The organism is Rhodoblastus sp. (assembly GCF_052145335.1).
Classification (GTDB): domain Bacteria; phylum Pseudomonadota; class Alphaproteobacteria; order Rhizobiales; family Beijerinckiaceae; genus Rhodoblastus.
This window is the reverse complement of sequence record NZ_JBKQOU010000119.1, coordinates 1-12,821: the sequence shown is the minus strand read 5'-3', so window position 1 is coordinate 12,821 and position 12,821 is coordinate 1. Positions and strand designations below refer to the sequence as shown.

The 12,821-nt window shown below is 63.6% G+C and carries 12 protein-coding genes; 5 read left to right on the top strand and 7 right to left on the bottom strand.

Features of this window, described 5'->3' with window-relative positions; all coding sequences use genetic code 11:
- Nucleotides 1-236 precede the first annotated feature (236 nt).
- From ACLP2E_RS08380 to ftsE, 4 genes are all read right to left on the bottom strand, one after another.
- Entirely contained in the window at nucleotides 237-626 is a 390-nt protein-coding gene (locus ACLP2E_RS08380; protein WP_442463622.1) for a hypothetical protein, read from the bottom strand.
- 59 nt (nucleotides 627-685) lie between these two features.
- Nucleotides 686-1,471 carry a lysophospholipid acyltransferase family protein gene (locus ACLP2E_RS08375; RefSeq protein WP_442463623.1) on the bottom strand — a complete coding sequence of 262 codons (786 nt, stop codon included), beginning with the start codon at nucleotides 1,469-1,471 and terminating at the stop codon, nucleotides 686-688.
- 76 nt (nucleotides 1,472-1,547) lie between these two features.
- Complete coding sequence (locus ACLP2E_RS08370) at nucleotides 1,548-2,537, bottom strand: cell division protein FtsX (protein WP_442463624.1); 990 nt, start codon at nucleotides 2,535-2,537, stop codon at nucleotides 1,548-1,550.
- A gap of 7 nt (nucleotides 2,538-2,544) precedes the next feature.
- On the bottom strand, nucleotides 2,545-3,207 hold the full coding sequence (gene ftsE / locus ACLP2E_RS08365) for a cell division ATP-binding protein FtsE (RefSeq protein ID WP_442465654.1): 663 nt from the start codon (nucleotides 3,205-3,207) through the stop codon (nucleotides 2,545-2,547).
- A gap of 114 nt (nucleotides 3,208-3,321) precedes the next feature.
- Here ftsE and ACLP2E_RS08360 point away from each other — a divergent pair, with 114 nt between their 5' ends.
- Together ACLP2E_RS08360 and ACLP2E_RS08355 are read left to right on the top strand one after the other, a co-directional pair.
- On the top strand, nucleotides 3,322-3,828 hold the full coding sequence (locus ACLP2E_RS08360) for a DUF3426 domain-containing protein (RefSeq protein WP_442463626.1): 507 nt from the start codon (nucleotides 3,322-3,324) through the stop codon (nucleotides 3,826-3,828).
- Complete coding sequence (locus tag ACLP2E_RS08355; RefSeq protein WP_442463627.1) at nucleotides 3,825-4,358, top strand: phosphoribosyltransferase; 534 nt, start codon at nucleotides 3,825-3,827, stop codon at nucleotides 4,356-4,358. Before ACLP2E_RS08360 ends, ACLP2E_RS08355 begins: the two co-directional genes overlap by 4 nt.
- Before the next feature lie 79 nt (nucleotides 4,359-4,437).
- Here the strand turns inward: ACLP2E_RS08355 and thpR are convergent, their stop codons facing one another.
- Nucleotides 4,438-4,986, bottom strand: coding sequence for an RNA 2',3'-cyclic phosphodiesterase (gene thpR / locus ACLP2E_RS08350; RefSeq protein ID WP_442463628.1), 549 nt, complete (start codon nucleotides 4,984-4,986; stop codon nucleotides 4,438-4,440).
- A gap of 12 nt (nucleotides 4,987-4,998) precedes the next feature.
- Nucleotides 4,999-5,643 (bottom strand): arylesterase, encoded by a 645-nt coding sequence (locus ACLP2E_RS08345; RefSeq protein ID WP_442465653.1) that lies wholly within the window; start codon nucleotides 5,641-5,643, stop codon nucleotides 4,999-5,001.
- 104 nt (nucleotides 5,644-5,747) lie between these two features.
- Between ACLP2E_RS08345 and ACLP2E_RS08340 the strand changes: the two genes are divergently transcribed.
- The 3 genes from ACLP2E_RS08340 to ACLP2E_RS08330 all read left to right on the top strand — a co-directional run bounded on the left by ACLP2E_RS08340 (nucleotide 5,748) and on the right by ACLP2E_RS08330 (nucleotide 9,946).
- Complete coding sequence (locus tag ACLP2E_RS08340; protein WP_442463630.1) at nucleotides 5,748-6,458, top strand: ABC transporter ATP-binding protein; 711 nt, start codon at nucleotides 5,748-5,750, stop codon at nucleotides 6,456-6,458.
- Nucleotides 6,445-9,030, top strand: a complete 2,586-nt coding sequence (locus ACLP2E_RS08335; protein ID WP_442463631.1) for an ABC transporter permease — start codon at nucleotides 6,445-6,447, stop codon at nucleotides 9,028-9,030. Before ACLP2E_RS08340 ends, ACLP2E_RS08335 begins: the two co-directional genes overlap by 14 nt.
- A 139-nt stretch (nucleotides 9,031-9,169) precedes the next feature.
- Nucleotides 9,170-9,946, top strand: coding sequence for a Bax inhibitor-1/YccA family protein (locus ACLP2E_RS08330; protein WP_442463632.1), 777 nt, complete (start codon nucleotides 9,170-9,172; stop codon nucleotides 9,944-9,946).
- Nucleotides 9,947-10,008: 62 nt separating this feature from the next.
- On the opposite strand, the gene polA is transcribed toward ACLP2E_RS08330, so the two are convergent.
- Nucleotides 10,009-12,821 (bottom strand): DNA polymerase I (gene polA / locus ACLP2E_RS08325; protein WP_442465652.1); only part of this gene is annotated, 2,813 nt, incomplete at its 5' end.

Here is a 12,821-nt window from a genome sequence, read left to right as displayed (position 1 = left end):
CTCGCCGACGGCCAGGCAAAGCAAGAGGATCAGGCCGAGCAAAAGGCGACGCAGAAAGCGGGACGTGAGCATGGAGGACATGGCGCTCGCGCGAAAGAGGGGTTTGGCGCAGCGGATTTGGGCCGCGGCGGCAGGTCCATATAGAATGAAAAAGCGCCGCCGTCTTGCGGCGCCGGCGTTTCGAGCGCCAGTTTCCTTAAAAAGGGGGCGCAAACAGGTTGCGCCGATGTTCGAAATCAGGCGGCCAGACGCAGCGCGCGCGGAGCCAGATCGCGCAGGGCGAAATCGCGCTCCTCCTTGGATCCGGCCAGCAGATGGACATGCCATTCGTCGGCGCCATGTTGCCGCGCTTTTTCCTTCCATTGGCGCAAGCCGTCGCTTTCGCCTTCCGTCCCTGGCTCGAAGACGAAGACGATTGACGCGCCCGAAGCTCCCTTGCGCACGGTGGCGACAATGGCGCGGTCGCAATCGAAGGACGGCGGCTCGCCGATGGGGTAGATCGAGCAGATGTAGCGCCGCCCCGAGGAGCCCCGCCAGCTTTGAAGCCAGTTTTCCATGCCCGTCCGGTCGAGGCAGGCGAGCGGCAAGCAGCGGGCGGCGAAAACGGAGGCATACGGGCGGGCCATGTTCTTCCTTTGCCAAGCGTATCTAACGCAAACAAAAGAAGAACAAAACAGGGATAAAGTCAAGCTGCGCTGGCTGCCGCAGGGTCGTTTTTTTCGAGATTGGCGGCAAGGCCCGGGTCTTTCGCCAGGGCCTCGGCGATCAGCCGGTCCGAAGCCGTTTCGATCCGCTCCTGCAAAAGCGCAGCGAACTCAGCATTGGGGAGGCCGGCTTTTATGATCGGAAGGAATTCAACCAGCACCGTTCCAGGACGGCGGATGAAGGTGCGGCGCGGCCAGAACAGGCCGGAATTCAGCGCCACGGGAAGGCAGGGCGCTTTGGTCGCGGCGTAGAGATGGGTGACTCCGCTTTTATAGAGCGGCGGCGCCCCGGCCGGACGGCGAGTGCCTTCCGGAAAGATGAAAATGGCGCGGCCTTCGGCGATGGCCGCGCTCGCCTGCCGGACGAGATCGCGCAAGGCGGCGGCGCGGCTGGCGCGATCGATGGCGATCTGGTTCGAGCGCGACAGATACTGGCCGAACAGCGGAATTTGCGTCAATTCGCGCTTGAGAATGAAGGTGAAATCGCGCACCTGCGTCGTCAGGGCGAAAGTTTCCCAGGCCGATTGATGTTTAGCGGCGATGATGCAGCCTTGTTGTCCCAGTTCTTCCAGATGCTCATGGCCGCGGAACTCAACCTTCACGCCGCAGATCTTGTCGAGCAGCCACAAAGAGGAGCGCGCCCACAGCCGCGCGAGATCCAGAATGGAGGCGCGGCCGTACAGCATGGTCGGCAGGCCGCCGATCATGATGACGATCAGATTGCCGTAAAAGGCGATGTTGAACAGAAGGGAGCGCAGGACGAGCATGGCGTCCTTGTGGCGGATGTGGCGTCAAATGAAAAGCCCGGCGCATTGTTTTGCGTTATTTGCGCCCCGTATTGCGTCACTTGCCCCGGCGGGAATAGGTCCCGAGGTTGCGGTAGACGATCTGGCGCGACATGAAGCCGGCCAGAAGCGCGACGCCGACCGAAATGGCCGCGATCACGCCCAGGCCGCCCCAGCCGAGCGAAAAGCCGCCGAACAAAGCTTCCGCCTGCTCGCCGCCGGCGCTGGTCGACCATTGGCGCGAGAAAAGGCCGAGCAACAGGAACAACAGGATCGCCGCGCCGCCGCCGGCCGCGCCGCCGCGCAGGCCGAGGCGCAGGAAATGCAGCTGGAACTGCCGCGCGATAAAACCGTCCGCCGCGCCGACATAATGCAGGGTCTCGATGATCTCGCGGTTTCCCGCCATGGCTCCGCGCGTCGCGAAGCCGACGGCAAGGCCCATGGCGGTGAGAACCAGCAAAAATATGCCGACCGCCGCGCCGACCACCACCTGCGCCATCGTGTCCAGCCTTTGCATCCAGGCGCCGTGATTGTCGAGAACGGCGTTGGGCAAGGCGGAGTCGAGCGCCGCGCGCAGGCCGATTTCGTCGAGCTTCTTCTCCTGGTCCCGCCGCACCACGATCATCCGAGGCACCGGCAATTGGCTGAGGTCCAGTCCCGCGCCGAGCCAGGGGGTGAGAAGCTCCTCCGACTGCGCGCGCGAAAAAGCCCGCGCTTCGGCGACGCCGGGAAAGGATACGGCGATTTCCGCCGCCCTGGCGGCGTCGGCCTCGATGTCGCGGCTGGGCCGGGGGGTGACTTGAATGGTCATTTCCAGCCCCACCGCGCCGCGCCACTGATGCGAGGCGTCGGAAAGCACAATGGCGAAACCGGCGGTCAAGGCGGCGAGAAAGGTCATGATGGCGATGACGATGCCAAGAGCCCGCCCGGCGACCGAATCCGCGGGCACCAGCGGCGTGTCGTTCCACGCGTCCGTCGTCGTGTTCTCATCCGCTTTTGCTTCGTGCGGCGGCAAGGGCAAGGGGGGTGACACGGGCGCCTGGTTCATCGCGGTCTCAATCATAGATATGCAACCGGCCGTCGCCGAGCACCAGTCGGCGCGCGCCGTCGAACTGGTCCATCAGGGCAAGATCGTGGGTGGCGATCACCACCGACGTGCCGGATTTGTGCAGTTCGAGAAACAGCCGCATCAGCCGGCGCGCCAGCGAAGGATCGACATTGCCGGTCGGCTCGTCTGCGACCAGCAGTTCCGGCCGCATGATCAGGGCGCGGGCGATGGCGGCGCGCTGTTTCTCGCCTCCCGACAGCACCGGCGGATAGACATGCATCCTTTCGCCGAGGCCGACCCAATGCAGAAGCTCCGTCACTTCGGCGCGATAGCTGGCCTCGTCGCGCTCCTGCACACGCAAAGGCAAGGCGATGTTCTGATAGGTGGTGAGATGGTCGAGCAGGCGGAAATCCTGGAAAACCACGCCCACCTTGCGCCGCAGGGCGGTGACCGCCCGCTTGTCGAGCTGGGCGGAATCCTTGCCGAACAGGGTGATCAGGCCGCGCGTTGGCGGCAGCGCCAAAAGGATCAGGCGCAAAAGCGTGGTCTTGCCTGCGCCCGAAGGGCCGGTCAGGAATTGAAAGGTGCGCGGGCCAATGTCGAAACTGATGTCGCGCAAAATTTCCGCGCCCATCCCGTATCTCAGGCCGACATTTTCGAACCGAACCAAGACCGGCTCTCCTTATTACGCGCGAATCAGGTTCTTTAACGCGGCTTTAACCATAGCAGCACACCAATGAATCGCGTCAAATCAGGCGCTTTCATACCAGCATTCGGCGAATTTATGCACCCTTCCTCCAAATTCGGGCCTCTCGATTTCGACCGCCCCGCCGCAACCCGACGGACCGCGCCGGTCGCGCTGGCGGTCGTCGGCCTCGCCTTGATCGCCTGCTGGGCGCTGCTGGTTGTCGAGCGCACGCGAATAGCGCGGCTGATTCCCTCTGCCGCGCCGGTCTATGCCGGTTTGGGGCTGGACGTGAATGCAGGCCAGATGAAGCTCGGAGCCGTAGTGTCCAGACTGACGGAGGAGGACGGGCGGCTCATTCTGGTGGTCGAAGGCGAAATCCGCAATATCGCCGACGGACCGCGCGAGGCGCCGCGGATAAGGTTGGCCGTGCTTGATTCGGCCGGCCAGGAAATCTACTGCTGGACCGCCGCGCCGCCAAAATCGCGTCTGCGGATCGGTGAAACCGCCTCTTTCCGCGCCCGCCTCGCGGCGCCGCCGGAAGCGGGACGCGAGGTGCGCGTCCGTTTCGCCGTCAATACGGACCGCGCGGGACAGGGATCGTGAAGCAAGCCAGGGCGCAAATCCTGTTCAATGAGGACGCCATCGCCGCGCGAGTCGAAGCCATGGCCAGGGAAGTCGCGCTCAGCGCGCCGCAAGACCTTCTGGCCGTGCCGATCCTGACCGGCGCTTTCGTCTTCGCCGCCGATTTCCTGCGCGCCCTGCATCGCAACGGTCTCGCACCGGAGGTCGATTTCCTGCAGATCGGGAGTTATGGCGGGGGCGTGAAGTCTTCGGGCCGGGTTGAGCTCTTGCGCGATTTCACCGGGCGGACGCAAGGGCGCGACATCTTGCTGATCGACGATATTCTCGAATCCGGCCGCACGCTTTCTTTCGCCAAAAATCTGTTTCTCGAGCGCGGCGCCCGTCGCGTGCTGATCGCCGTGGCGCTGGAGAAGCCGCACAAAAAACAAATCGAGGTCGCCGCCGATTTTATCGGCTTCGCCTGCCCGGACCGTTTTGTCGTCGGCTACGGCATGGATTACGCCGGAAATTACCGTCAACTGCCATTTATCGGCGCGCTCGACGGGATGTGATGAAACGGCTTGGGCGCGGTTCGTCTCCTGCCGACGAATTCCGCCCCTGACGACTGGCGCGGAGGCTGTTCCGAATCTTTCACGCGAACGGATACACCGCCTCGATGCGATAGGGGCCGCCGCCCACCGAATCGCGCGAGGAATAAAGCGCGAAATGCGCCGCTTCGAACGACAGCGAAAGCGGAAAGGCCCGCTCCGACAACCACATTCCGACCGCCTGCGGTTCGACGCCGCGCAGCCGCGCCAGTGTGACATGGGGGGTGAATTTACGGGTTTCCGGCGGCAGGCCGTTGCGCCTGGCGATGGCCTCATGCGTCGCCTGCAGTCTCGCCAAAGCCGCGTCGGGCCGCAGGCGGGCGATCAGGGCGCGCGGCTGCTGGCCGCCGAACACGCCGATTTCATCGAGTTCGAGCCGCATGGTCGCAACGCCGGAAGCCATGATTTCCGTCGCGACGAAATCATCGTCGAGCGCCTGGGCGGTGCGCCCGTCGATGTCGCCGAAGAAGCGCAAGGTGACGTGGTAATCCTCCGGCTCGACCCAGCGCGCGCCGTTCAGGCCGCCGCGAAAAAACGCCAGCCTTTCCCTGATTTCGGGCGGGATTTCAAAAGCGGTGAACAGGCGCGGCACTTTTTTCTCCCATCACTTCTTTTGCAGCCGATCCAGCCACTCGGTCACGACGGGCATTATGCCGGCGACAATGGTCGCGACGCCCTCGCGGGTTGGATGCAGCCCGTCGGGCAGCTGGCGGCCGGGATGGCCGGCTACGCCTTCAAGAAAGAACGGATAAAGCGGCGCATCGTATTTTTTCGCCAGTTGGGCATAGATCGGATCGAATTTCCCGGCATATTCGGGCCCGAGATTGGGGGCGGCGCGCATTCCCGCCAGCAGCACGGGAATCTTGCGGTTCTGCAGCCGCGCCAGAATGGCGTCGATGTTTTGCCGCGTCATCGCCGGGTCCGTTCCGCGCAGCATGTCATTGGCGCCGATTTCGACGATGGCGCCGTCGCCTCCCTCGCCGATCGCCCAATCCAGCCGCTCCAGCATGCCGGTCGACGTGTCCCCGGAAACTCCGGCGTTTTCGATCTCGACTTCATAGCCTTTGGCCCGCAAGGCCTGCTGCAATTGCGCGGGAAAGGCGGCGTCGGCGGGCAGGGCATAGCCGGCGGTGAGACTGTCGCCCAGAGCGATGAGACGCAGCGGACGCGCCGGCGCCGGCGCCGCGAGGCCGAGCAGGACGCCAAGGGCGGCGAAAAACCCAACGGCTATTGAAAAACCGGGCGCCAAGGAAAAACATGGACGAAACAGGCTTGCGCGCCCATATGCGCCCAGAGCGCGCCTCTGGCGTGAAAAAATCCGACCTGTCATCGCCGCCATTTGAAAGTTCCTTCATGCCCGATCCGGCCATAAGCGTTGAAAATGTCAATCTGACTTTGGGAAGCGGCGAGGCCCGGGCGCATATTCTGAAAAATATTTCCCTCGATATAGCCAAGGGCGAGACCGTTGCTCTGCTGGGTCCGTCCGGCTCCGGCAAATCGACCCTTTTGATGACCATGGCCGGACTGGAAGCCCCGGATTCCGGCTCGGTGCGGATCGATGGGCGCCGGCTGGAGGCTTTCTCCGAAGACCAGCTGGCGCGCTTTCGCGGCTCTCATATCGGCATTGTGTTTCAGGCGTTTCATCTTATCCAGACCCTGACGGCGCTGGAAAACGTCGCCATCCCGCTGGAGCTGGCGGGCGCCGGCGACACGTTTTCGCGGGCTACGGAAGCTTTGATACAGGTGGGGCTTGCCGGTCGTCTTCGCCATTATCCGGCGCAAATGTCCGGCGGCGAACAGCAGCGCGTCGCTTTGGCGCGGGCGCTCGTGGCCAATCCGTCGATCCTCGTCGCGGATGAGCCGACCGGCAATCTCGACCAGGCGGTCGGGGCCGAAATCATCGAATTGATCTTCGCCCTCAATCGCGCCAAAGGCGCCACGCTGGTTCTGGTCACGCATGACGAGAACCTCGCCCGCAGGTGCCAGCGGATCGTGCGCCTTCGCAACGGCGCCATCGAATCGGACAAGGCCGCGATAATGGGACGAGTTCATGTCCCTGTCTGAATTTTCCATTCGGCGAGGGTCGTCCTCAAGGGCGATTTTCCGCTTTGCCTTGCGCGATCTGCGCGGCGGCTTGCGCTTTTATGGCGTGTTCATCGCCTGTCTTGTCTTGGGCGTGACCGCCCTTGTCGGCGTGGCCGCAACCTCGCGGGCTTTTCGCTTGGGGCTGGCGCAACAAGGCGCGGCTTTGCTCGGCGGCGATCTTTCCTTCGGCCGCGCCCAGGGCGCGCCGGCGTCGCCCGAGCTCGAATTTTTGGCGGCGCGCGGAAAATTGAGCAAGATCGTGGTCTTGCGCGCCATGGCCCGCAAGCCTGAGGCGGAACAGGCGACATTGGTCGAGATCAAGGCGGTTGATTCCGCTTATCCGCTGATCGGCGCGGCGCGCACGGACCCTGGCTTGGCCGGCGACCGGAAGTTTTCAGATTTTCTCGGCGAAAAGGACGGCGCCTTCGGCCTTCTCGCCGACCGTAGCATTTCCGCGCGGCTGAACGTCAAGCTCGGCGACAGACTGGCGATTGGCGCGGCCACCTTCATTGTCACCGGCTGGTTGGAAAAAGAGCCGGATTCGATTGGCGGCATTGGCTTCGGGCCGCGCGTGATGACGAGCGAGGCGGCCCTCGCCGCGACAAACCTGATCGTCCCCGGATCGCTCGCCCGAACCTCGCTGCGCCTGCTGTTGCCGCCTGAAAAATCCACTGAGGCCGATGTCGCCGCCGCGCAGCGCGATTTCGTCGCCGCTTTTCCCGACGATGGTTTCGAAATCCGCACCAGAGCGCAGCCGTCGCCGCAGCTTTCACGCAATATCGAGCGTTTCGCGCAATTCCTGACCCTGATCGGCCTCACCGCTCTGGTCTGCGGCGGCGTCGGCGTCGGCAACGCCATTCGCGGCTTGATCGACCGCAAAAGGCGAACCCTGGCCATATTGAAGGCGCTTGGCGCCAGCGGCGGCGACGCCGCGCGCTTCGTGCTGATCCAGGCCATGCTGGTCGCCGGCGTCAGTTCGCTGGCCGGCGTATTGCTCGGCCTGGCGCTGCCGGGCCTGCTGGTGGCGCTGTTTGGCGCCTCGCTGCCCTTTCCGGTCGAACCGCACGCCGATTGGCGCGACGGGCTTTCCGGTCTTGCCTTCGGCCTGTTGACGGCGCTGGCTTTCGCCGCGGCGCCGCTTGACCGCGCGCGGCTGCTTCCGGCGACGACGCTGTTGCGCGAATCCGCCATGCAGGAGTCCGGATTTCCGCGCTGGCGCGGTCTGGCTGTCGCCACCGTTGCCGCCAGCGCGCTGTTTGCCTTTGCCCTGTTGACCAGCGATGATCGCCGATTGACGGCGGAATTTGGGGCGGCGGTGATCGTCAGCTTCGCTTTGCTTTATGGCGTGGCGCGGGCGATCATGGCTCTGGCCCGGCGCGCGCCGCATTCCCGGCTGCTGCCGTTGCGGCTGGCGGTCGCCAATCTTCACCGGCCAGGCGCCCTGACGCCGTCTTTCCTGATCTCCCTCGGTCTGGGCGTCACCCTGCTCACCGCTTTGGTCGGGGTCGAACGCAATCTGCGCGGTGAAATCGGCCAATCCCTGCCGAAAAATTCGCCGAGCTTTTTCTTCCTCGACGTGCAGGCGGCGCAGGCGGCGGAGTTTCAATCCTTCCTGCAAAAAGAAGCGCCCGACGGCGCCCTCAGCGTCGCGCCGATGTTGCGCGGTCGGATCGTCCGGGTAAATGGCGTAGCGGCGGAACAGGTCAAGCCCACCGACAAGGCGCGCTGGGCGCTGGAGGGCGACCGGGGCATTACTTTCGCGGCGAAAATTCCGGAAGGTTCAAAGCTGGTTTCCGGCGAATGGTGGCCGGAGAATTATACCGGGCCGCCGCTGGTCTCGATGGAGGCGGAAGTCGCGGAGGGGCTCGGTGTGAGCCTTGGCGACACGATATCGGTAAACGTGCTCGGGCGCGGCCTGACGGCGAGGATCGCCAATCTGCGCAAGGTGAACTGGCGCAATTTCGGCATCAATTTCGTGATGGTGTTCTCGCCCAATTCCTTTGCCGGCGCGCCCTTCACCCGGCTGATGACCCTGACGCTGCCGCAAAAGCCGGATTTTTCACGAGAGGCGGCCATGCTCGCCGCTTCTGCGCGTAAATTTCCGGCGGTGGCCAGTGTCTCGATGCGCGAAACCCTTGCGACGCTCGACGAGATCCTGCGCAAATTGTATCTCGCCATCCAGAGCGCGGCCTCCCTGGCTCTGATTGTCTCGGCCCTGGTGCTTTCCGGGGCGCTGGCCGCCGGGCAGAGGGCGCGTATCTACGAGGCGGTGGTGCTGAAAGTTCTGGGCGCGACGCGGCCCCGTCTCCTGGCGGCGCTGGCGCTCGAATTCGCGCTGCTTGGCGCCGCCACCGCCGCTTTCGGACTGCTGGCGGGCGGATTGATCGCCTTTCTGGTCGCGACCTATGTTCTGGACGTGGCTTTCAGCTTTTTCCCAGTTCAGGCGGCGGCTCTGGCGCTGGCGGCCATTGCTTTCGCCATTTTCATCGGCCTAGCCGGCACCTGGCGGATCTTGGGCGAGAAGCCGGCGCGTCACCTGCGTGAAGAATGACTAAAATGTAATCTGCCTGCGGCTTTTAGGGGCCTTGGATTGTCTTGTCTTTTAGCTGCGCCGCCGCCATATTCGTATCCGCCGCGACGCCGCAGATCCTCTGGGGCGTTTTCGCTGGTGGATTTTTCACGAGGCAACCATGTCCAACTTTGACCGCAACGCCGCGCCCTGGAGCCGGGGCTACGCCCGGACGGGCGCCGATGTAGATCAAGGTCTGCGCGCCTTCATGCTCGGCGTCTATAATCATATGACGATCGGCCTGGCCCTCACCGGCCTGTTCGCGCTCGGCGTCAACATGCTGGCGGTATCGGCCCTGCCGACGCAGTATCAGCTGGGTTCGCACATCTATCTGTCCGATTTTGGCGCAGCGATCTATATGAGCCCGCTGCGCTGGGTGATCATGTTCGCACCGCTGGCCTTTGTGTTGTTCTTCTCGTTCAAGATCAACAGCATGGCGGCTTCGACGGCCCGAACCCTGTTCTATGCCTTTGCGGCGGTGATGGGCCTTTCGCTGTCCTCGATCCTTCTGGTCTATACCGGGACGTCGGTGGCGCGGGCCTTCTTCATCACCTCGGCGACCTTTGGCGCCCTGAGCCTCTATGGCTATACGACCAAGCGCAGTCTGGCGGCGATGGGCTCGTTCCTGATGATGGGCCTGTTCGGCATCATCATCGCCAGCATCGTCAACCTGTTCTTGCACAGCTCGGCTTTCCAGTTCGGCCTGTCGATCCTGACCGTGCTGGTTTTCGCCGGCCTGACCGCCTGGGACACCCAGTCGATCAAGGGCATGTATCTCGAGTCGGATCATTCCGAAATCGCGATCAAGAAGTCGATCAACGGCGCCTTGATGCTCTATCTCGACTTCATCAATATCTTCATGTCGCTGTTGCAACTCACCGGCCAGCGCAACGACTGAGTTTTCTGACCCCTCCCAAGAAAACTTGGTTGGAAAAACCCCGCTTCGGCGGGGTTTTTTGTTTAATGCGCTTCGTCCCAATTGTCGGCGGCGCGGGCCTCTACCAGCAGGGGAACTGAGAGGCTGACGGCTGGCAGCGCCGCCTGTTCCATCACATGGCGCGCGCAAACAATGGTCGCTTCGACCTCTGCCTCCGGCGCCTCGAACACCAGTTCGTCATGCACCTGCAGCAGCATTTGCGCCTGCAGCCCGGCTTGGGCGAGTGCGTCGTCCATGCGGATCATGGCGCGGCGAATGATGTCGGCGGCGGCGCCTTGAATCGGCGCATTGATCGCGGCGCGCTCGTTGAAGGCGCGTTCCGAGGCGTTGCTGGAAGCAATCTTCGGATAATGGCATTTGCGGCCAAAAAGAGTGGTGACGAAACCCTGTTCGCGGCAAAACTTCTTGGTCGCGTCCATATAGACGCGAATGCCGGGAAAACGCTCGAAATAGAGCCTGATGTAAGCGCCCGCCTCCTCGCGCGGAATCCCGAGCTGGTTGGCGAGGCCGAAGGCGGAAATGCCATAGACGATGCCGAAATTGATCGCCTTGGCGCGACGGCGCACGTCGCTCGACATCCCCTCGACCGGCACGCCGAAAATCTCGGAAGCGGTGATGGCGTGAATGTCCTTGCCCTCGGCGAAAGCCTGTTTCAACTGGGGAATATCGGCGATATGGGCCAGCAGCCGCAATTCGATCTGCGAATAATCGGCGGAAATCAGCTTTTTACCGGGCGCCGCGACAAAGGCGCGGCGCAGCTTGCGGCCAGCCTCGTTGCGCACCGGAATATTCTGCAGATTGGGCTCGGAAGACGACAGCCGCCCGGTCGATGTCGCGGCCAAAGCATAGGACGTGTGCACTCGGCCCGTGGTCGGATTGATGAAACGCGGCAAGGCCTCGGCATAGGTCGAGCGCAGTTTCTGCACCTGGCGCCACTCAAGTATCCGCGCCGCCAGCTCATTGCCGCTCTCGGCCAATTCGTCGAGCACGCTGGCCGAGGTGGACCAGGCTCCCGTTGCGGTCTTTTTGCCTCCGGGCAAGCCGAACTTGCCAAATAGAATGTCGCCCAGCTGCTTCGGCGAGCCGAGATTGAAGCTTTCGCCGGCGAGCGTCTGCACTTCCGCCTCCAGCCGCGCCATATCCTGGGCGAATTCGCCGGAAAGCCGCGACAGCAACGCCCGATCGACGCAAATGCCGCGCCGTTCCATCCGCGCCAGCACCACCGCCAGCGGACGCTCCAGCGTCTCGTAGACCGTGGCCATGCTCTCATTGACGAGCCGCGGTTGCAGGCAGTTCCATAGCCGCAAGGTGACATCGGCGGCCTCCGCCGAATATTCGGTCGCCTTCTCCACACCCACCCGCGCGAAGCCGATGAAATTCTTGCCCTGGCCGGCGACTTCGCTCAGGGGGATCGGCCGGTGCTCCAGCATTTTTAGCGACAGCTCGTCCATGCCGTGCCCGTTCCGGCCGGCGTCGAGCGTGTAGGAGGCCAGCATGGTGTCCTGTACCGGCGCGACTTCGACGCCATGCTGCGCAAGCACCAGCCAGTTGTATTTGCCGTTTTGCGCGACTTTCATCACGGAGGGCGAGGTGAGAAGCGGCTTCAACAGTTCAAGGGCCGGCCCCAGGGAAAGCTGACCCTGCGCGAGGCCGCCGCCAAACAAATCGTCGGCGCCCGGCGCCTTGTGGCCGAAGGGGATGTAACAGGCGCGATTAGGCGCCAGCGCCAGCCCCAAGCCGACCAGATTGGCCTGCATCGGGTCGAGCGAATCTGTCTCGGTGTCAAAACAGACCGAACCGGCGTCAAAAGCCTCAGCGATCCATTGCCGAAGCTGCTCCATCGAATCGACGCAGACATATTTCGAGCGGTCGAATGGCGTTTTGGGCGCCTCCTTGCAGCGGTGATTCGCTAAGGCGGCGGGGGTGAGCGCCTCGCTCGAAGCGGCGGGCGCGGCGTCAGCCAGCTCGGCTTCCGCCTTGGGCGCCGCCACTTCGCCGTTGCGGCCGCGCCAGCCGTTCGGGCCAGCGATCGCCGGATCGGGATCAACCTCGGCGGCGTTCACGTCGTAAAGCTCGGCCGCCCGCCGGGTAAGAGTGGTGAATTCCATCGCCTTGAGAAAAGCGACCAGCGTCTTGCCGTCTGGCTCATGCAGACGCAGGTCGTCGAGCGGTGTCTTGACCGCCACGTCATCGACCAGCTGCACCAGTTTTTTCGACAGCCGAATTTTCTCGACCACGGCGGGATCGCACAAGGTTTCGCGGCGCTTGTTCTGTTTGATCTCGCCGGCGCGAGCGAGCAGCGTGTCGAGATCGCCATATTCGCCGATCAGTTGCGCGGCGGTTTTGACGCCTATGCCGGGCGCACCCGGAACATTGTCAGTCGAATCGCCGGCCAGAGCCTGAATATCGATGACTTTTTCCGGCGGCGCGCCGAAATAGGCGATGACTTCCTCGCGGCCGATGCGCCGCTCCTCGCGCCGTTTGTCGCCCTCGCCGGAAGCGGGGTCGTACATGGAGATGCCCGGCTGGACCAGCTGCATCAGGTCCTTGTCGGCGGAAATGATGGTCACGTCGGCGCCGACCTTCGCCGCCTGTCTGGCGTAAGTGGCGATGAGGTCGTCGGCCTCGTAGACGTCCTGTTCCAGCGGCTCGAGCCCGAAGGCGCGGACCGCCTCGCGAAACAGCGGGAATTGCGGCACGAGGTCTTCCGGCGGCGCGGAGCGGTTGGCCTTGTAAAGGGGATAGATTTCCTTGCGGAAGGAGTTTTCGCTCTTGTCGAAAATGATCGCGAGATGCGTCGGTTTCACGCCCGCCGCGCCGTCGCGGACGAATTGCA

Excerpts from the sequence above, each read along its gene's own strand:
- ACLP2E_RS08380 (WP_442463622.1), bottom strand. The coding sequence starts at position 626 with ATGGCCCGCCCGTATGCCTCCGTTTTCGCCGCCCGCTGCTTGCCGCTC.
- ACLP2E_RS08375 (WP_442463623.1), bottom strand. The coding sequence starts at position 1,471 with ATGCTCGTCCTGCGCTCCCTTCTGTTCAACATCGCCTTTTACGGCAAT.
- ACLP2E_RS08370 (WP_442463624.1), bottom strand. The coding sequence starts at position 2,537 with ATGAACCAGGCGCCCGTGTCACCCCCCTTGCCCTTGCCGCCGCACGAA.
- ACLP2E_RS08360 (WP_442463626.1), top strand. The coding sequence starts at position 3,322 with ATGCACCCTTCCTCCAAATTCGGGCCTCTCGATTTCGACCGCCCCGCC.
- ACLP2E_RS08340 (WP_442463630.1), top strand. The coding sequence starts at position 5,748 with ATGCCCGATCCGGCCATAAGCGTTGAAAATGTCAATCTGACTTTGGGA.
- ACLP2E_RS08335 (WP_442463631.1), top strand. The coding sequence starts at position 6,445 with ATGTCCCTGTCTGAATTTTCCATTCGGCGAGGGTCGTCCTCAAGGGCG.
- ACLP2E_RS08330 (WP_442463632.1), top strand. The coding sequence starts at position 9,170 with ATGTCCAACTTTGACCGCAACGCCGCGCCCTGGAGCCGGGGCTACGCC.